The organism is Peribacillus sp. NPDC046944 (assembly GCF_050272735.1).
Taxonomy (GTDB): Bacteria; Bacillota; Bacilli; order Bacillales; family DSM-1321; genus Peribacillus.
The window spans coordinates 298,604-317,537 of sequence record NZ_JBNNML010000004.1; the positions used below are offsets into that span (position 1 = coordinate 298,604).

Annotated in this window: 18 protein-coding genes; 17 read left to right on the top strand and 1 reads right to left on the bottom strand. The window is 43.0% G+C overall.

From position 1 onward, the window contains the following. The first annotated feature begins 5 nt into the window (after positions 1-5). The 11 genes from priA (at position 6) to spoVM (ending at position 11,664) form a co-directional block, all read left to right on the top strand. Positions 6-2,417: a primosomal protein N' gene (priA, locus tag ACQKIC_RS09745; protein ID WP_402868236.1), complete on the top strand. Its 2,412-nt coding sequence runs from the start codon at positions 6-8 to the stop codon at positions 2,415-2,417. Positions 2,418-2,499: 82 nt separating this feature from the next. Further along, the gene (def, locus tag ACQKIC_RS09750) at positions 2,500-2,985 is read left to right on the top strand and encodes a peptide deformylase (protein ID WP_402868238.1); all 486 of its coding nucleotides are present in this window, start codon (positions 2,500-2,502) and stop codon (positions 2,983-2,985) included. Continuing rightward, entirely contained in the window at positions 2,982-3,941 is a 960-nt protein-coding gene (gene fmt / locus ACQKIC_RS09755) for a methionyl-tRNA formyltransferase (RefSeq protein ID WP_402987820.1), read from the top strand. Before def ends, fmt begins: the two co-directional genes overlap by 4 nt. Beyond that, positions 3,928-5,280 (top strand): 16S rRNA (cytosine(967)-C(5))-methyltransferase RsmB, encoded by a 1,353-nt coding sequence (gene rsmB / locus ACQKIC_RS09760; RefSeq protein ID WP_402868242.1) that lies wholly within the window; start codon positions 3,928-3,930, stop codon positions 5,278-5,280. The genes fmt and rsmB overlap by 14 nt, the downstream gene beginning before the upstream one ends. After that, the gene (gene rlmN, locus ACQKIC_RS09765; RefSeq protein ID WP_402868244.1) at positions 5,280-6,374 is read left to right on the top strand and encodes a 23S rRNA (adenine(2503)-C(2))-methyltransferase RlmN; all 1,095 of its coding nucleotides are present in this window, start codon (positions 5,280-5,282) and stop codon (positions 6,372-6,374) included. Before rsmB ends, rlmN begins: the two co-directional genes overlap by 1 nt. 4 nt (positions 6,375-6,378) lie before the next feature. Beyond that, the gene (locus ACQKIC_RS09770; protein WP_402868245.1) at positions 6,379-7,128 is read left to right on the top strand and encodes a Stp1/IreP family PP2C-type Ser/Thr phosphatase; all 750 of its coding nucleotides are present in this window, start codon (positions 6,379-6,381) and stop codon (positions 7,126-7,128) included. A 5-nt stretch (positions 7,129-7,133) separates the two neighbouring features. Continuing rightward, a complete protein-coding gene (pknB, locus tag ACQKIC_RS09775; protein WP_402987823.1) occupies positions 7,134-9,152 on the top strand; it encodes a Stk1 family PASTA domain-containing Ser/Thr kinase in 2,019 nt (672 codons plus the stop codon). 25 nt (positions 9,153-9,177) lie between these two features. Then, entirely contained in the window at positions 9,178-10,059 is an 882-nt protein-coding gene (gene rsgA / locus ACQKIC_RS09780; RefSeq protein ID WP_402868247.1) for a ribosome small subunit-dependent GTPase A, read from the top strand. A 1-nt stretch (position 10,060) separates the two neighbouring features. Continuing rightward, the gene (gene rpe, locus ACQKIC_RS09785; RefSeq protein ID WP_402956252.1) at positions 10,061-10,708 is read left to right on the top strand and encodes a ribulose-phosphate 3-epimerase; all 648 of its coding nucleotides are present in this window, start codon (positions 10,061-10,063) and stop codon (positions 10,706-10,708) included. Positions 10,709-10,809: 101 nt separating this feature from the next. Next, a complete protein-coding gene (locus ACQKIC_RS09790; protein ID WP_402868249.1) occupies positions 10,810-11,463 on the top strand; it encodes a thiamine diphosphokinase in 654 nt (217 codons plus the stop codon). Between the two features lie 120 nt (positions 11,464-11,583). Continuing rightward, on the top strand, positions 11,584-11,664 hold the full coding sequence (gene spoVM / locus ACQKIC_RS09795) for a stage V sporulation protein SpoVM (RefSeq protein WP_034313769.1): 81 nt from the start codon (positions 11,584-11,586) through the stop codon (positions 11,662-11,664). A gap of 199 nt (positions 11,665-11,863) precedes the next feature. Here spoVM and rpmB read toward each other — a convergent pair whose 3' ends face one another. After that, complete coding sequence (rpmB, locus tag ACQKIC_RS09800; RefSeq protein ID WP_402868250.1) at positions 11,864-12,052, bottom strand: 50S ribosomal protein L28; 189 nt, start codon at positions 12,050-12,052, stop codon at positions 11,864-11,866. 251 nt (positions 12,053-12,303) lie between these two features. Here rpmB and ACQKIC_RS09805 point away from each other — a divergent pair, with 251 nt between their 5' ends. The 6 genes from ACQKIC_RS09805 (at position 12,304) to fapR (ending at position 18,914) form a co-directional block, all read left to right on the top strand. Beyond that, complete coding sequence (locus ACQKIC_RS09805; protein ID WP_402868253.1) at positions 12,304-12,666, top strand: Asp23/Gls24 family envelope stress response protein; 363 nt, start codon at positions 12,304-12,306, stop codon at positions 12,664-12,666. Positions 12,667-12,684: 18 nt separating this feature from the next. Continuing rightward, positions 12,685-14,355 (top strand): DAK2 domain-containing protein, encoded by a 1,671-nt coding sequence (locus ACQKIC_RS09810; protein ID WP_402868254.1) that lies wholly within the window; start codon positions 12,685-12,687, stop codon positions 14,353-14,355. 238 nt (positions 14,356-14,593) lie between these two features. After that, positions 14,594-15,256 carry an L-serine ammonia-lyase, iron-sulfur-dependent subunit beta gene (gene sdaAB / locus ACQKIC_RS09815; RefSeq protein ID WP_402868255.1) on the top strand — a complete coding sequence of 221 codons (663 nt, stop codon included), beginning with the start codon at positions 14,594-14,596 and terminating at the stop codon, positions 15,254-15,256. A gap of 42 nt (positions 15,257-15,298) precedes the next feature. Continuing rightward, positions 15,299-16,183 carry an L-serine ammonia-lyase, iron-sulfur-dependent, subunit alpha gene (gene sdaAA / locus ACQKIC_RS09820; RefSeq protein ID WP_427591083.1) on the top strand — a complete coding sequence of 295 codons (885 nt, stop codon included), beginning with the start codon at positions 15,299-15,301 and terminating at the stop codon, positions 16,181-16,183. Then, on the top strand, positions 16,180-18,231 hold the full coding sequence (recG, locus tag ACQKIC_RS09825) for an ATP-dependent DNA helicase RecG (RefSeq protein WP_427591084.1): 2,052 nt from the start codon (positions 16,180-16,182) through the stop codon (positions 18,229-18,231). The genes sdaAA and recG overlap by 4 nt, the downstream gene beginning before the upstream one ends. A gap of 125 nt (positions 18,232-18,356) precedes the next feature. After that, positions 18,357-18,914, top strand: coding sequence for a transcription factor FapR (fapR, locus tag ACQKIC_RS09830; protein WP_402868260.1), 558 nt, complete (start codon positions 18,357-18,359; stop codon positions 18,912-18,914). The last annotated feature ends 20 nt before the right edge of the window (positions 18,915-18,934 follow it).

The window sequence follows — 18,934 nt, forward strand, 5'->3', positions numbered from 1 at the left end:
GTCTAATGGATATTGCATCCGTCATAGTGGATGTACCTGCAAAACAAACGGATAGGGAATTCGATTATCGAATTCCTAAGAAATGGATCCAGGTCATTAAACCTGGCATGCGAGTCATTGTTCCGTTTGGTCCCAGAATGGTGCAGGGATTCGTAACGGGGCTAAAAGATAAAAGTGAATTTGCTAAGCTCCGCCATATTAAAGAACTGATGGATTTGGAGCCTGTTTTAAATGATGAATTGCTGCAACTTGGTGACTGGTTGACGAAAGAGGCCATGTGTTTCAAAATTTCGGCGCTGCAAGCGATGCTACCGGCAGCAATGAAAGCAAAATATGAAAAAGTCATTAATATCGTAGACGGTAAAAAGGCCCAGCTGTCCACGATGATACAAGCTCTTTTTGGCAAGCATGATTCGCTATCATGGAAAGATGCGATAGAAGGGGAACATGCTTCCCTTCTTCAAAAAGAGTTGCAAAAAGGCAATTTAGAGTTAGTGTATTTTGTGAAAAACCGTCTCAATAAAAAGACGGTACGGGTTATAAAACCGTTAGTATCTCCAATGGAATTGAAAGAAATGGGTTCGTCGCTATCCGGAAATGCAAGAAAACAGCAGGAGCTCATCCAATATTTCATTGAACACCCAGACCCGATACCGCTTAAGGAGCTTCTTGAATTGGTTAATGCTTCTAGTGGGACGGTGAAGTCCCTTGTGGCAAAAGGGGCATTGGTCGAACTGGAACAAGAAGTATACCGCGACCCTTATGAAAACCGTGTATTTAATAAATCCAATCCCTTCACATTAACAGATGAGCAGGCTGCCGCGCTTGGGCCCATTCAGGAGAAGATTAAACAGGATGAACATGACGTTTTCCTTTTATATGGTGTAACGGGAAGTGGGAAGACAGAAGTGTATTTACAGGCCATCGCTTCGGTTATGGAGAAAGGGAAGGAAGCCATCATGTTGGTTCCGGAAATTTCTTTGACTCCCCAAACGGTGAAACGGTTTAAAGAACGCTTTGGCGAGCAGGTTGCGGTCATGCATAGTGGTTTATCCGTTGGAGAAAAATATGATGAGTGGAGGAAAATTCATCGTAAAGAAGTAAAAGTAGTGGTAGGGGCACGGTCGGCCGTTTTTGCTCCATTTGAGAATCTTGGGATCGTCATCATTGATGAAGAGCATGAGGCGAGTTACAAGCAAGAAGAAAATCCGCGTTATCATGCAAGGGATGTTGCGATTGAACGAGCGAAATCCTATCAATGCCCTGTCATCCTCGGAAGTGCCACCCCTACCCTAGAATCCTTTGCCCGTGCCAAGAAAAATGTCTATCAGTTATTGACCCTCAGTCAGCGGATGAATAAACATGCTATGCCTGCAGTCGATATCGTGGATATGAGGGAAGAACTAAGATCGGGAAACCGCTCAATGTTTTCTGAACTGCTATTTACGAAGTTGCAAGATCGGCTCGAAAAGGGACAGCAGACGGTACTGATGTTAAATAAGCGTGGGCATTCCTCCTTTGTCATGTGCCGTAGTTGTGGATTAGTGATCAACTGTCCAAATTGTGATATTTCCCTCACTTACCATCGCTTTAATGATATAATGAAATGCCATTATTGCGGGTTTGAGGAAGGGATGCCTTCTGTGTGTCCCGAGTGTGAGAGTGACCATATCCGATTCTTTGGAACGGGTACACAGAAGGTGGAGGAAGAACTTGCCAAGATCCTCCCTGATGCAAGAGTAATTCGGATGGATGTCGATACGACGAGTAGGAAGGGATCACATGAGCGGCTGCTGAATGCATTCGGTGAAGGAAAAGCGGATATACTGCTTGGAACCCAAATGATTGCCAAGGGCCTTGATTTCCCGAATATTACGTTGGTTGGCGTGCTTTCAGCCGATACGATGCTGCATTTGCCTGATTTCCGTTCTTCGGAAAAGACATTCCAGCTATTGACGCAAGTCAGCGGAAGGGCAGGGCGACATACACTTCCTGGTGAAGTGGTGATCCAAACCTATACGCCTGAGCATTACAGTATAGAGCTTTCCGCTATGCAGGATTACGATGCATTTTATGAAAGGGAGATGTACATCCGGAGGCAAGCCCATTATCCTCCTTATTATTATGTAATCCTCGTAACGGTTTCTCATGAGGACTTGATGAAAACCGTGAGTGTGACGGATAAGATTACTAATTTCCTGAGTTCGCGACTGCATAAGGATTCTATCGTCCTCGGGCCGGTCGCCTCCCCAATTAGTCGAATCAACAATAGATATCGATACCAATGTCTGATAAAATACAAACGAGAGCCGGAGCTTTATCACCATTTACGAACGCTTTTGGAGCATTATCAAAAGGAAACGGCCCAAAATCACCTGCAGATTTCCATTGATTTAAATCCGCAGATTATGATGTAGTTGTTATGATATCGCGAGCTGTTCAGGCTTGCGTTTTTATATAGTAAGTTTTGTTTTTTATATTAGGAGGGTACTTTTCGCTTTGACTATTTTACCGATTGTCATGTTTCCTGAAAAAATTTTACAACAAAAATGCGCTAAAATAACAAGTTTTGATAAAAAATTGGCAAAGCTGTTAAATAATATGTACGAAACGATGGTTGAAGCGGATGGAGTGGGTCTTGCAGCCCCACAAGTGGGCGTGAAAAAACAAGTCGCCGTCGTAGAGATAGAGGAAGGATCAGGTGTCATTGAATTGATCAATCCGGAAGTGCTGGAAGTCGAGGGAGAACAGACAGGCGTTGAAGGCTGTCTAAGTTTTCCAGACCTATATGGGGAAGTGTCCCGTCCATACCGTGTCAAAGTGCGTGCACAGGACAGGAAGGGGAATTTTTTCGAAATAGAAGCTGAAGGTTTCCTGGCTAGGGCCATCCAGCATGAAATGGATCATTTGCAAGGGGTGCTATTTACAAGTAAAGTGTCCCGATATATTACAGAGGAAGAGTTAGAAAGGTTTGAAGAAAAATGACAAAAATTATTTTTATGGGGACGCCGGACTTTTCAGTACCGGTGCTTAAGCGAATCATTGACGAGGGGTATGAAGTGATTGCTGTCGTCACTCAGCCGGATCGTCCGGTTGGCAGGAAAAGAGTCTTGACTCCACCACCGGTTAAAGTTGAAGCAATCAAACAAGGGATACCCGTTTACCAGCCAGAGAAAATCCGTGAAAAAGAAGAATTGGAAAAGATCATCCGTTTAAAACCGGACTTAGTGGTGACGGCGGCTTTCGGACAAATTCTTCCTAATGAGTTATTGGAAGCTCCTAAATTTGGCTGTATTAATGTACATGCCTCTTTACTACCTGAACTACGTGGCGGAGCGCCTATTCACTACTCCATCTTACAAGGTAAAGAAAAGACGGGAATCACCATCATGTATATGGCTGAGAAATTAGATGCCGGAGATATTTTAACTCAGGCAGAAGTGGTCATCGAAGAACTAGATAATGTCGGTACGATGCATGATAAGTTGAGTAAGGTCGGTGCGGATTTACTTGCCGACACATTGCCGAAGTTATTGAATGGTGAGCTATCCCCAATTAAGCAAGACGAGGAAAAGGCAACTTTTGCTCCCAACATTAAACGATCAGAGGAAAAAATCGACTGGTCGAAAACGGGAGAGGCCATCTATAATCATGTCCGCGGCTTGAATCCTTGGCCTGTTGCCTATACACTCGTAAACGGGTCTGTCCTGAAAATCTGGCAGACAAAGAAAGTTAAAGGGAACGCTCAAACAAGCCCCGGAACGATCATTGAGGTGCTTGATGAAGGAATGGTCGTGGCGACTGGAAATGAAACGGCGATTCTCATCACCGAACTACAACCATCAGGTAAGAAAAAAATGCCAGCGAAGAATTACTTGATTGGTGCGGGTTCATTCATTAAAGCAGGTATAAAGTTAGGAGAAACTAATGACACAAACTAAAAAGGGAGTACGCGATATTGCTCTCGACATCTTGGAATCTGTAGAGAAAAATCAATCTTATAGCAACCTGTTACTTAATAATTTGATTAAAAAGCATCAATTGTCTGCAGTGGATAGTGGATTGTTAACAGAAATCAGCTACGGAACGATCCAGCGGAAGATGACATTGGATTACTATCTACAGCCATATATAAAAAATCCTAAAAAAACGCAAAGCTGGGTCATTAACCTTCTTAGGCTTTCCGTATACCAAATGGTTTATTTAGATAAAGTGCCAGATCATGCGATTATTTTCGAAGCTGTCGAGATATCGAAAAAACGCGGGCATAAAGGAACGCAGTCAATGGTCAATGGGGTGCTCCGCAATATCCAAAGAAATGGTGTTGCATCATTTGATGATATCAAGGACGACCGTGAACGCCTATCAATTGAAGTGAGTCATCCATTATGGTTGATAAACCGTTGGGTTGAGCAATATGGGTATGAGAAAACAAAGGAAATGTGTGAAATTAACTTAATGGCTCCATTACAGACGGGACGAGTTAACTTGAAACAGATTTCCCGCAGTGAATTAATCAGTATTTTGACTGAAGAGGGATATGATGTGGAAGCCAGTGAATTCGTGCCGGAATCCATTATCAGTTACAAAGGGAACCTGGCACATTCCGAAAGCTATAAATTGGGTCTTCTTTCCATTCAGGACGAAAGTTCGATGCTGGTCGCCCATGCGCTTGGTGCACATGATAACGATGCAGTTTTGGACTGTTGCGCAGCGCCAGGAGGCAAGTCAATGCATATTGCCGAAGGTCTGACGACGGGACAGGTATATGCTCTTGACCTTCATGAACATAAGGTTAAGCTCATCAAGGAACAGGCAGAGCGACTAAAGTTAAGGAACAACATTAAAACGCAGGTCTTAGATAGCAGACATGTTCAGGAACACTTCAATAAAGAAGGGTTTGACCGAATCCTGATAGATGCTCCTTGCTCCGGATTAGGCGTCATGCGTCGTAAGCCTGATGTGAAGTATACAAAAACAAATAATGATATAATGAAACTTTCAAACATACAGAAACAATTATTGGAAGCAGCTGCTCCGCTCCTGAAACAAGGTGGACAGTTAGTATATAGTACATGCACAGTGGACAAAGAAGAAAATGACAGAGTAGCAGCGACGTTCTTGGAACAACATCCGGAGTTCGAAAGCGATACAACATTGTCTGAAAGAATGCCCGAAAGTGTTCAACCATTTGTTGAAGGTCATACCTTGCAAGTGTTCCCGCAATATTTTAGCAGTGACGGTTTCTTTATTGCGAGTTTTAGAAAGAAGGTGCTGTAATGGCAGAGATTACGAAATCATCAAGAGTGAGAAAAGACACAACACCAGAAAAACCATCGATTTATTCGTTGGAGCTTCATCAAATTAAAGAATGGTTGGTTGAAAACGGTGAGAAAGCTTTCCGTGCGGACCAAGTTTATGACTGGCTTTATAAAAAACGCGTTTCAAGTTTTGAGGATATGTCTAACCTATCTAAGACATTGCGAGATAAATTGGAAGATCAATTCACTTTCACGACGTTAAAGACATTGATCCAACAAACATCCAATGATGGAACGATGAAGTTCTTATTTGAATTGCATGATGGGTACTCAATTGAAACCGTATTAATGCGCCATGAATATGGGAATTCCATCTGTGTAACGACACAGGTAGGCTGTAGAATCGGTTGCACATTCTGTGCATCGACGCTTGGTGGTTTAAAACGTAATCTTGAATCAGGGGAAATCGTTGCCCAGGTCGTCAAGGTCCAACAAGCACTTGATGAAGTTGAAGAACGCGTTAGCTCGGTCGTTATCATGGGAATCGGCGAACCATTCGATAACTATGATAATATGATGTCTTTCCTTAAAAATATCAACCATGAAAAAGGGTTGAACATAGGTGCTCGCCATATCACCGTTTCGACTAGTGGGATTATTCCTAAAATCTATAAATTTGCCGAAGAAAGCATGCAAATCAATTTTGCTGTATCACTTCACGCGCCGAACACTGAGTTGAGAAGTAAATTGATGCCGATAAATAAGGCTTATAAGCTTCCTGACTTGATTGAAGCCATCAAATACTACACGGAAAAAACAGGACGCCGTGTCAGCTTTGAATATGGTCTATTCGGTGGAGAAAATGACTCAGTAGAGCACGCTGAAGAACTGGCCGATTTAATAGAAGACATCAAGTGTCATGTCAATTTAATTCCGGTTAACTATGTACCGGAACGCAACTATGTACGTACACCTCGGGATAAGATTTTTGAGTTTGAAAAAACATTGAAAAAACGTGGCATTAATGTAACAATTCGAAGAGAACAAGGCAGTGACATTGACGCAGCCTGTGGCCAGCTTCGGGCTAAGGAGCGTAAAGAAGAGACGAGGTGACCCTATGAGGGCAATATTCAAGACTGACCGTGGGAAAGTCCGCCAACATAATGAAGATAATGGGGGAGTTTTTAGTAATCCGGAAGGCGTACGCCTTGCCATCGTTGCAGATGGCATGGGCGGCCACCGTGCCGGGGATGTAGCGAGTGGGATGACGATTGACCTTTTGAAGGAAAGATGGGAAGAGTCAAGTGGTATTGAAACGGCAAATGATGCTGAAAATTGGTTGAAAACACAAATCCTCCTTGTCAATCAATTGCTTTTTGAACATGCCGAAGCGAACCTGGAATGTAAGGGCATGGGTACAACCATTGTTGCGGCAATATGCACAGATAAATTTGCAACCATCGCAAACATCGGGGACAGCCGGTGTTATTTGTATAACGAAAGCGGATTCAAGCAGGTCACGGAAGACCATTCGCTTGTTAATGAGCTGGTCCGTTCTGGTCAGATCACGAAGGAAGACGCTGAGCATCATCCAAGGAAAAATGTGTTGTTGCGTGCATTGGGCACTGAACTGCAAGTGGAAATGGACATTACGACAGTCATTTTCGAAGAGCAGGATATGCTTTTGCTTTGCTCTGATGGCTTAACGAATAAAGTAAGTGAAGTGGAACTCGAAGAAATGGTTAACAATGGACATTCACTTGAAGAAAAGGCACAGTCGTTAATAGAAATGGCCAATAACTATGGTGGAGAAGATAATATCACCCTTGTGCTTGTTCAATTTATTGATGAAAGCGAAAGCAGGTGAACTCAATGTTGATTGGTAGAAGGATCAACGGCCGTTATAAACTGATCGAGATGGTCGGTGGTGGCGGTATGGCGAATGTTTACCTTGCAAGAGATATGATTTTGGACCGTGATGTTGCCTTGAAGATCCTGAGGATGGATTTTAATAATGACGATGAATTCATTAAACGCTTTAATCGGGAAGCGCAATCAGCAACGAGTCTAGCCCATCCGAATATTGTCAGTATCTATGATGTCGGAGAAGAAAATGATATCTACTATATCGTCATGGAATATGTGGACGGGTTTACTTTAAAGCAATACATACAAAAATACTATCCAATTCCGGTTGAAAAAGCCTTAGATATCATGAAGCAAATTACGGCTGCCATCTCCCATGCCCACCATAACGGAATCATCCATAGGGACATCAAGCCTCAGAATATCCTGATTGATAAAGAAGGAACCGTTAAAATCACTGATTTTGGAATTGCCCTTGCTCTAAGTGCCACGAATATAACCCAGACAAATGCAGTTTTAGGTTCTGTTCATTACTTGTCTCCAGAACAGGCAAGAGGCGGCATGGCCAATAAGAAATCGGATATCTATTCTCTGGGTATCGTGATGTTTGAGATTTTAACTGGCAGGCTCCCTTTTTCAGGTGAATCTGCAGTTTCCATTGCGTTAAAGCATCTCCAGTCGGAAACCCCATCGCCAAAGCGTTGGAATCCTGATATACCGCAAAGTGTGGAAAATATTATTCTAAAAGCAACGGCAAAAGATTCATATTATCGTTATGAAAGCGTCGATTCAATGGAAGATGACATTCGAACTTCGCTTGATCCAGAGCGCTTAAATGAATTGCCTTTTGTCATTCCGGAAGATCATGATGCAACAAAAGCCATCCCCATCATCACGAATGACCAGCTGTCAAGTATAGATGAGACAATCATAAGAGGACCGGAAAAAAATGCGAGCGTAGTTGAACAAGATGAACAAAGTGATGAGCCAGCTACAGCGACTAAGCTTAAAAAGAAACAGAAAAAACAAAAAACGAAATCGAAGCAAAAAAGTAATCGGCGCATAAAATGGCCCGCGATTTTAGTTACCATCTTTTTGGTTTTAGCGGTGGTTGCCATTTTATCCATTACCGTTTTTCCATCCATGCTTGGCACTAAAGAAGTGACCGTCCCTGACTTAAAAGGGGAAGAGCTGGATGATGCCATTTCTACCTTGGTGGAATTAGGACTTGTCACGGGGGACACGATTGAGATTAATGATGAAGAGGTCGAAAAAGGTCTCGTCATCAAGACCAACCCTAAAGAAGGTAAGCTGGTCAAAGAAGGCGCTAAAATAGATATCTATCAAAGCATTGGTAAAGAAACGATTACATTGTCTAGCTATGAAGGAAGAAAGTATGATGATATCGAGAGTATGCTCAATAAGATGGGCTTCAAGGACGTTGCAGTGACAGAGGTATTTGATGAAAGCGAGCCGGGGACGATCATTGATCAAGATCCTTCAGGAGGCTTTGAAGTCATTGCTTCGGAAACGGAGCTCGAACTCATGGTCAGTAAGGGTGCCGATCGATTAACATTAAAGAACCTAACGGGTTTCAATGAGACGGCTTTGAATGATTACTCCAATGAAAGTGGAATAAAAATTGCCGTCGAAAAAAAGGTGTATACGGATTCAGTGGCCGAGGGACTTGTTATTTCGCAGGAACCTGCACCATCTACTAAAGTGGACAAGGGAAGTACGGTAAGCGTGGTCCTTTCAAAAGGGAAAGAAGAGATTCCACCAAAGACGGTAACAGAGGAAATCACGATCGAATATGACCCTGTAGAGCCCGGTAAACCACAGCAAGTTCAAATCTTCATTGAAGACATCAATAATAGCATGACAGAGCCCTATGATACTTTTTCGCTCTTGGAAACTGAAGAAAAAGAGATCAAATTCTTGGTGTCCAAAGATAAGAAAGCCGGATATAAAGTCATGCGTGACGGACAGGTGATAAAGGAAAAAACCATCACTTATCCGGAATGAATTTAATCAAATTAGGAGTGTGGCTATGCCCGAAGGAAAAATCATTAAAGCCTTAAGCGGCTTTTATTATGTTTTAGATGGAGAAGAAGTATTCCAATGCCGGGGTCGAGGCGTTTTTCGTAAAAATAAGGTAACGCCCCTTGTTGGTGATTACGTTGTATATCAGGCTGATAATAAGACGGACGGAACGGTAACGGAGGTCAAGCCACGAAAGAATGAATTGGTTCGTCCACCGATAGCGAATGTCGATCAGGCCATTCTTGTTTTTTCAGCAGTCGAACCCGAGTTCAGTCCAGCTCTGCTTGATCGATTCCTGGTCCTCATTGAAGATAATGAGATCGAGCCCATTATTGTCGTGACCAAAATGGACTTGGTAACGGAAGATAAAAAAGAGAAATTGTCTCAGCATATCAAGGACTATCAGAAGTTAGGCTATACAGTGCTGGAAACTTCTTCGATAACCACAGGAGGCGTCAATCAGCTTATTCCTTTAATAGAAGGGAAAACCAGTGTGTTTGCCGGTCAATCCGGAGTGGGGAAATCCTCGTTGTTGAATGCGATCAACCCGAGCTTGGCCCTAAAGACAGACGACATTTCATCTCATTTGGGACGCGGAAAGCATACCACACGTCATGTGGAACTGATTCACATGGGCACTGGCCTCGTCGCGGATACGCCTGGATTCAGTTCACTTGAATTCACGGAAATGGAAGCAGAACGTCTATCGTATTGTTTTCCTGAGATGCATAAGCTTGGTGAGGACTGCAAGTTCAGGGCCTGCCTCCATGACAAGGAACCGAAGTGCGCTGTGAAAGAAGCGGTAGAAACCGGGGTAATCCCACAATACAGGTACGAACATTATATGCAATTTTTAGAGGAAATAAGAGATAGAAAGCCGAGGTATTAGTATGGTTAAAATTGCACCATCCATATTATCAGCTGATTTCGCAAAGCTGGGAGAAGAAATCTTGGATGTAGAGAGGGGCGGAGCCGACTATATCCATGTAGACGTTATGGATGGCCATTTCGTGCCTAACATCACAATTGGTTCATTGATTGTCGATGCTATCAGACCGGTGACGAAACTCCCTCTAGACGTCCATTTGATGATTGAACGTCCAGATGCCTATATCGAGGCGTTTGCCAAAGCAGGGGCCGACTATATCACTGTCCATGTAGAAGCGTGTACCCACCTACACCGCACGATTCAATTGATAAAGTCCTTTGGTGTTAAAGCGGGGGTAGTCCTCAATCCGGCCACTCCAGCATCCGTGATCCAACCGATCATCGAAGATATAGATATGGTTTTATTGATGACCGTCAATCCAGGATTTGGGGGGCAAAAGTTCATCGCTTCTGTACTGCCAAAAATTTCCGAAGTGAAGGCGATGGCTGATTTGTACAATCCCAATCTTGAAATTGAAGTAGATGGCGGGGTAAATGAAGAAACGGCCAAAGTTTGTATTGAACGGGGAGCAACGGTACTTGTCGCCGGGTCAGCCATATATAACCAGGAAGATCGCCAGGCAGCGATTCAGAGAATTCGTGGAAATTAAAAAGAGAGAAAGCCGACATTATCGTATCTATACTACGATGATGATCGGCTTTTTTAAAACAATCAAACATGTAAAGAATCTTAAGAATAGGGTGGCGGAATATGAAAATAAGCATTATGGCTGGAGGCCCAAAGGATTTGTGGCCTGATTTAACGACTTATAAAGAGAGTACTGACTTGTGGGTTGGGGTCGATCGAGGTGTTTGGTCCTTACTTGAAAATGACATTGTTCCTCAGTGTGGGTTTGGCGATTTCGATTCCGTATCCGAAGAGGAATGGTCCAAGATTCAAAAAAGGATGGAGAATATTCATCTTTACCCTCCTGAGAAGGATGAAACCGATTTGGAAATTGCATTTAAATGGGCAATGGAGCAGGAGCCAAATGAAATACATATTCTAGGTGCAACAGGAGGGCGGCTGGACCATTTTCTCGGCAATATCCAATTATTGCAGAAAGATAGCATCCTGCCTTATCACAAGGATATTGATATGTATATAGTCGATTGTCAGAATAGCTTAACCGTGAAGACGCCAGGATCCTACCCCTTGACCTTGGATGAAGAGAGGAAGTATATTTCCCTGCTTCCGGTAACCGAAGAGATCACCGGCATTACACTCTTGGGGTTTAAGTATCCACTTGTTGATGCAAAGCTTGAATTGGGCTCCACACTCTGTGTCAGCAATGAACTAATTTCTGATTGTGGGAATGTTTCATTTGAGGAAGGCATATTAATGGTGATAAGAAGCAGAGATTAAAATTCATGCTTAGAGCAGATTCGGATATACTTTTCATCCTATATCCGCTTAAAAGCTTATGTTGTAATAGAAAAGTTCCACTTCATCTTAAATTTGTGGGATGTAAAGAGGAGGGGCATTATGAAATTTTATACAATTAAATTGCCAAAAGTTCTGGGCAGTTTGGTAAGGGCCATGCTCGGAGCGTTTAAAAAAGGCTAATAAAACATATTTACGTGACACCTTCTATAAAGGGGGTGTTATTTTTTGGTTTGGCTGGGGACAATAAAGAAACGATAGGTTGGACAGGCTTTTAATGGGTGATGATCTTTCTGAAAGAATCAGATTGTCCAATCATCACCCATTATAAAAGCGGCAGCCATTTTCAAATAAAAAGGCATCCTTAGAGGATGCCGTAACATTATACGCGTTCTACTTTGCCCGATTTAAGAGCTCTTGCAGAAACGTATACACGTTTAGGTTTACCGTCAACTAAAATACGTACTTTTTGAAGGTTAGCGCCGAATGTACGCTTGCTAGCGTTCATTGCGTGAGAGCGGCTGTTACCAGAACGGGTTTTTCTTCCAGTGATTACACATTTACGTGCCATGTCAAATTCCCTCCTAACTACAACAAGCTTAAGTTTACGAAGTTGTCTTAAGTCTTTGTGAAATACTTTAATAATTTATCACACCTACCGTGAGAATGCAATACTTCAGTTAATTACTTTCAAGAAAAAAACCTTGACATACCCCCTTTAAAATTGAATTATATTAAGTACCGTATGACATTTACTTTTAAAACAATAGACATTATAGTAAAATGTCTTTAGTTGAGTTAGTTTTGGGAGGGAAAAAGAAAATGTCTATCGAATTACAAACGAAATATGGACAAATTGATATCTCTAATGATGTAATCGCTACTGTAGCCGGTGGTGCTGCTATTGATTGCTACGGAATAATAGGAATGGCTTCCAAAAAACAATTTAAAGACGGCATTGCCGAAATACTAAGAAAAGAAAACTTTACTAAGGGTGTAATAGTCCGACAAGATGAGGAAGAAGTTCATATCGATATGTATATTATCGTTAGTTATGGAACGAAAATCTCGGAAGTTGCACATAATGTGCAATCAAAGGTAAAATACACTCTGGACAAAACTGTTGGATTAGCTGTAGATTCTGTAAACATTTTTGTACAGGGAGTTCGTGTTACGAACCCTTAAGTATAGGAGGAAAGTTTTGTGTCAATTACAAGTTTAAATGGAAAGCGCTTTGCTGAAATGATCATCCAGGGAGCTAATCATTTAGCAGCCAACGCCCAAATGGTCGATGCATTGAACGTTTTCCCGGTTCCAGATGGAGATACAGGAACAAATATGAATTTATCTATGACTTCCGGCGCTAAGGAAGTACAAAATAATGTACAAGAACATATCGGAAAAGTGGGTACTTCTCTTTCAAGAGGTCTATTGATGGGGGCTCGAGGTAATTCTGGAGTAATCCTTTCACAGCTTTTCCGTGGTTTTGCAAAATCTATCGAAAATAAAGCGGTCATCAATAGTGAAGAATTCGCCCATGCTTTTGAGGCGGGTGTACAAACCGCTTATAAAGCCGTTATGAAGCCTGTTGAAGGCACCATTTTAACAGTCGCGAAGGATGCAGCCAAGCAAGCGGTTTCATCTGCTGCCAAGCATCAGGACCTTATCCAGGTAATGGAGGATATTGTCACTGAGGCAAATGCATCTTTAAAAAGGACACCTGATTTACTTCCTGTATTGAAAGAAGTCGGTGTGGTCGATAGCGGTGGACAAGGGTTGGTTTTCGTTTATGAAGGATTCCTAGCAGAATTGAAGGGTGAAGCTTTACCCGTTCGTTCAGCCAATGGCCCAAGCATGGATGATATGGTGAGTGCTGAACATCACATTAACGTACAAGGACACATTAATACGGAAGATATCGTGTTTGGTTATTGTACGGAATTCATGGTCCGGTTGGAAAAGGATAAGCCAGCTGCCCAATCGTTCAATGAAGAGAAGTTCCGGAATGATTTAAGTGAATTTGGAGATTCATTATTAGTCATCTCTGATGATGAAATAGTTAAAGTACATATTCACTCTGAACAACCTGGTAATTGCCTTAATTATGGTCAGACATACGGTAGTCTTATTAAGTTGAAAGTTGATAATATGCGTGAACAGCATACAGCTATAGTCGGCGAAACTAAAACGCCACTTCAAACAAAACCGAAAGCCAAGGATAAATATGGTGTCGTTTCTGTGGCGATGGGTGCCGGTATCAGCGAGCTTTTCAAAAGCATCGGTGCAAAATCAGTCATTGAAGGCGGACAAACGATGAATCCTAGTACTGAAGACATCGTGAAAGCAGTTGAAGAAGCCCATGCAGAAAAAGTAATCATTCTGCCTAATAATAAAAATATTATTATGGCTGCCAATCAAGCTGCTGATGTCCTTGGGGATAACGTGATGGTCGTTCCTGCCAAAACTGTACCGCAGGGAATGGCAGCATTGCTTGCTTTCAACCCTTCATTGGATATTACAGAGAACCAAAAGGTGATGACCGATGCTCTTTCTCATGTTAAAACAGGTCAAATCACATATGCTGTAAGGAATACAAGCATTGATGGTCTTTCAATCGAGAAGGGCGACTTCATGGGTATTGATGAAGGCACCATCAAAGTGAAAAATAAAGACAAGGCTCAGGCTGCAAAGGATCTTTTATCCAAAATGATTGACGAAGATTCCGAGATCTTGACCATTCTTTATGGTGAAGATGCAACTTCAGAAGAAGTGGATGAGCTTGTCGCGTTTTGTGAAGAAACATTTGAAGATGTTGAAGTTGAAGTCCATAACGGTAAACAGCCGTTATATGCTTTCATTTTCTCAATTGAATAAACTAAACCATCTACTTGGGTAAGATCACCTGATTGTCTTTTGCCCTTTAATAGATGTGATATAGAAGTCTCGATAAAAAGTAATAAACTGCATAGGTCATTAGGCTATGCAGTTTATTTTTGCGGACTAAAGGTTATAAAACAGCATGCATGCAGGAACTGTGACCAATCAGAAGATAACCTCTAGCGTTTTTCTTTAGGTTCTTAAAGTCCAGCGCGTAATGAAGGAGGAATAGAACGTGAAATATAGGAGTGTATTTGATATTATCGGTCCCGTTATGATTGGACCTTCGAGCTCACATACAGCCGGAGCTGCGAGAATAGGCAGGGTGGCAAGGAATCTATTCAACAAAGAACCGAAATGGGCCCGTATTTCTTTTTATGGGTCTTTTGCAAAGACCCATAAAGGTCATGGGACGGATGTGGCCATTGTAGGGGGACTACTTGATTTTGATACTTTTGATGAGAGAATCAAAGAATCTCTTGATATAGCCCGTCAAAAGAACATGGACATTGCCTTCCAAGAAGAAGAGGCCGTTCCGGAACACCCGAATACTGTGAAGATAACGGTTGGTGATGATGCGGATGAACTGGAGCTCGTTGGGATATCGATTGGAGGTGGCAAAATCGAAATAATCGAATTGAATGAATTCAAATTAAGGCTTTCGGGTCACAACCCAGCCATACTTGTCGTTCATGATGACCGTTTCGGAGCTATTGCCAATGTCTCTAACGTTTTGGCCAAGCATCAAATTAATATAGGACAGATGGAAGTATCACGAAAAGAAAAGGGAAAGATGGCACTTATGACCATCGAAGTGGATGTGAATATAGAAGAGCAAGTCATCGATGAAATTTCGAAATTGCCTCATATCACCAAGGTCGCAAGGATTGTCGACTGAGTTACTTGAGGCAACCGTTTTCATTAAGGAGGGAAAGAGGACATGTTTCGAAATGTAGCAGAACTAGTAGAATTGGCAGAAGCAAAGCAAGTGAAAATTTCGATGCTCATGATCGAACAGGAAATGGAGGTGTCGGGTAAAACCCGGGACCAAATCATCCACCAGATGGGTGTAAACCTTGACGTCATGGAACAGGCCGTTGAAAAAGGGCTCCAAGGAGTCCGTTCCGTTTCGGGTTTGACAGGTGGGGACGCCGTGCTTCTTCAGAATTATATTAAAACGGGAAACTCATTATCGGGTGAACTTTTGTTGGATGCGGTCAGTAAAGCTGTGGCAACAAATGAAGTGAATGCAGCGATGGGGACGATATGTGCGACGCCAACTGCTGGATCGGCAGGCGTTGTCCCAGGAACTTTGTTCGCTTTGCAGAATAAATTAAAGCCAAATCGGGAACAAAAAATTGAATTCCTCTTCACTGCAGGGGCATTTGGTTTCGTTGTTGCTAATAATGCTTCGATTTCTGGGGCCGCAGGAGGTTGCCAGGCGGAAGTGGGTTCAGCATCAGGGATGGCCGCGGCCGCCATCGTTGAAATGGCTGGTGGAACGCCATCTCAAAGTGCCCACGCCATGGCGATTACATTAAAGAACATGCTTGGTCTGGTTTGTGACCCTGTTGCTGGGCTCGTAGAAGTGCCTTGTGTGAAGCGGAATGCGATGGGGGCAGCTAACGCCATGGTGGCAGCTGATATGGCGTTAGCAGGTATTACAAGCCGAATTCCGTGTGACGAAGTAATCGATGCCATGTACAAAATCGGACAGGCGATGCCATCGGCCTTAAGGGAAACTGCACAAGGAGGATTAGCGGCCACACCGACTGGACGGAAGTTGGAAGCGAAGATCTTTGGCTTGCCGTTAAGTAACAAGTGAGCAACAGCTTACAGGAACCAATTACGGCAGTTAAGGGCATTGGGGGAGAGACAGCTGCTGCGATGCAGGAAATGGAGATCCATACCGTCAATGATCTTCTAGAGCATCTTCCCTATCGCTATGAAGACTACCGGTTAAGGGACTTAGAAACGGTTGAACATGAGGAACGCGTCACTGTAGAAGGGAAAATTCATACAGTGCCGACCTTGGGCTATTTTGGGAAGAAGAAGTCCAGGCTAACGATTAAGTTGTTGACTGGAAGATATTTAATTACGGTTATATTTTTCAATCAGCCTTATTTGAAATCAAAACTTACAATCGGGGAAACCGTGACAGTGACAGGTAAATGGGATCGTCATCGCCAAACCATCACTGGTTCGGAATGCCATGTTGGAGATCATAGCCGGGAAAAGGAATTCGAACCCGTGTATTCCGTCAAGGGGAGCATTACGGTAAAAGGTATGCGTCGCCATATCGCGAATGGTTTTTCCCAATATGGAAATATGATTGAGGAAAACCTCCCACCACAGCTGCTGACAACCTATAAGTTGATGCCACGTAAAGATGCGCTTCGCATGATGCACTTTCCTATATCGGCAGCTGATGTTAAGCAAGCCCGCCGTCGTTTTGTATATGAGGAGTTTTTGCTGTTTCAGCTGAAAATGCAGGCACTTCGTAAAATACAGCGCGAACAGTCAGGAGGGACTGGACAAGAATTTGATAGGCAGCAGGTGAAGGGATTCATTGATACCCTTCCGTTTCCATTAACGACTGCCCAGAACAGGGTTGTCGAGGAAATCCTGACTGACATGGAATCCCCTTACCGCATGAACCGGCTTTTACAAGGAGATGTAGGCTCAGGAAAAACGGTAGTGGCCGCGATTTGCCTATATGCGACCATATCGGCCGGTTTCCAAGGAGCGCTAATGGTCCCGACTGAAATTCTGGCTGAGCAGCATACTCAATCATTGACCGCCATGTTCGAACCAGTCGGAGTAAAGGTGGCTTTATTGACCTCCTCGGTAAAAGGGAAGAAGCGTAGAGAATTATTGGAGAAACTTGAATTAGGGGAACTTGATCTTTTGATTGGAACCCACGCACTGATTCAGGACGAGGTGAACTTCAAGGACCTCGGTTTGGTTATAACGGATGAACAACATCGGTTTGGTGTTGAACAACGACGCGTCCTGCGTGAAAAGGGAGGAAATCCCGATGTCCTTTTCATGACGGCGACACCGATTCCCCGTACACTCGCCATTACAGTGTTCGGCGAGATGGACGTTTCCACAATCGACGAAATGCCGGCTGGACGGAAAGCCATCGAAACGTATTGGGCGAAACACCAAATGCTCGATAGAATCCTCTCCTTTGTAGAAAAGGAACTTCAAAAAGGCAGACAAGCATATGTCATCTGCCCATTGATCGAGGAATCGGAAAAACTTGACTCCTTGCAAAATGTTCTCGATGTCCATGCCATGCTGACGCAATACTTCGTGAATCGTTATAAGGTGGGGCTCATGCATGGGCGTTTGCCTGCGGATGAAAAAGATGAAGTGATGCAGGAATTCAGTTCCAACGAAGCGCAAATCCTTGTTTCCACCACAGTTGTCGAAGTTGGGGTGAATGTACCCAATGCCACGGTGATGGTCATTTATGATGCTGAACGATTTGGTCTTTCCCAGCTGCATCAGTTACGTGGCCGAGTGGGGAGGGGGAGCAACCAGTCTTTTTGCATCCTGCTTGCCGATCCGAAAACGGAAGTCGGCAAAGAGCGGATGAAGATCATGACAGAGACGAATGATGGATTTGTCCTTTCAGAGAAGGATTTGGAGCTTCGAGGTCCAGGGGACTTTTTCGGTAAAAAACAAAGCGGACTTCCCGAGTTCAAAGTGGCGGACATGGTCCATGATTACCGGACGCTGGAAGTTGCTAGGGAAGATGCTGCGAAATTGATAGCCTCAAATAGTTTTTGGCATGCACCAGAATACGCGTCGCTCCGGGCACATTTGGAAGGTACAGGCGTATTGACAGGAGAAAAGCTTGACTGATCGTCTTGATTGAATGAAACAGTAAAACAGATTGTGAGAATTTCCACAAAATCTTGCAATCTGTTTTTAAAATATATATACTACTATTAGTACCTAGTCATAATACTATGGATGGTGACCTTCAAATGCGAAGAAACAAGAAGGAACGCCAGCAATTATTAATCGAAACGATTAAACAGAATCCTTTTGTAACGGATGAGGAGCTGGCTGAAAAGTACTCGGTGAGCGTCCAGACAATTAGGCTCGATCGTCTTGAATTATCAATACCGGAGCTTCGTGAACGTATAAAAAACGTAGCCGAGAAGAAATTCAGTGACGAAATAAGGGCATTGCCATTGGATGAGATCATTGGGGAAGTAATAGATTTGAATTTAGATGAAAATGCAATTTCTATTTTAGATATAAAAAAAGAGCATGTTTTTAAGCGCAATGGAATCGCAAGGGGGCATCACCTTTTTGCTCAAGCTAATTCATTGGCGGTGGCGGTCATCAATGATGAACTGGCCTTAACGGCAAAAGCATCCATTCTATTTACTCGTTCCGTCAAGGAAAATGAAAGAGTGGTAGCTAAAGCGAAAGTTAAAAAGGTGGAGTATCAAGCAGATCGTTCCGTAGTGGAAGTCAGAAGCTACGTAGGAAATGAAATGGTATTCAAAGGTGAGTTCGAAATGTATCGCTCTTAACATGCTTAGAAAAGGATGAA

Bases quoted from the DNA above. Each gene is read 5' to 3' on its own strand.
- pknB (WP_402987823.1), top strand. From the start codon at position 7,134: ATGTTGATTGGTAGAAGGATCAACGGCCGTTATAAACTGATCGAGATG.
- priA (WP_402868236.1), top strand. From the start codon at position 6: ATGGATATTGCATCCGTCATAGTGGATGTACCTGCAAAACAAACGGAT.
- fapR (WP_402868260.1), top strand. From the start codon at position 18,357: ATGCGAAGAAACAAGAAGGAACGCCAGCAATTATTAATCGAAACGATT.
- fmt (WP_402987820.1), top strand. From the start codon at position 2,982: ATGACAAAAATTATTTTTATGGGGACGCCGGACTTTTCAGTACCGGTG.
- ACQKIC_RS09805 (WP_402868253.1), top strand. From the start codon at position 12,304: ATGTCTATCGAATTACAAACGAAATATGGACAAATTGATATCTCTAAT.
- rpmB (WP_402868250.1), bottom strand. From the start codon at position 12,052: ATGGCACGTAAATGTGTAATCACTGGAAGAAAAACCCGTTCTGGTAAC.
- ACQKIC_RS09790 (WP_402868249.1), top strand. From the start codon at position 10,810: ATGAAAATAAGCATTATGGCTGGAGGCCCAAAGGATTTGTGGCCTGAT.
- spoVM (WP_034313769.1), top strand. From the start codon at position 11,584: ATGAAATTTTATACAATTAAATTGCCAAAAGTTCTGGGCAGTTTGGTA.
- rlmN (WP_402868244.1), top strand. From the start codon at position 5,280: ATGGCAGAGATTACGAAATCATCAAGAGTGAGAAAAGACACAACACCA.
- sdaAA (WP_427591083.1), top strand. From the start codon at position 15,299: ATGTTTCGAAATGTAGCAGAACTAGTAGAATTGGCAGAAGCAAAGCAA.
- rsmB (WP_402868242.1), top strand. From the start codon at position 3,928: ATGACACAAACTAAAAAGGGAGTACGCGATATTGCTCTCGACATCTTG.
- rsgA (WP_402868247.1), top strand. From the start codon at position 9,178: ATGCCCGAAGGAAAAATCATTAAAGCCTTAAGCGGCTTTTATTATGTT.
- rpe (WP_402956252.1), top strand. From the start codon at position 10,061: ATGGTTAAAATTGCACCATCCATATTATCAGCTGATTTCGCAAAGCTG.
- ACQKIC_RS09770 (WP_402868245.1), top strand. From the start codon at position 6,379: ATGAGGGCAATATTCAAGACTGACCGTGGGAAAGTCCGCCAACATAAT.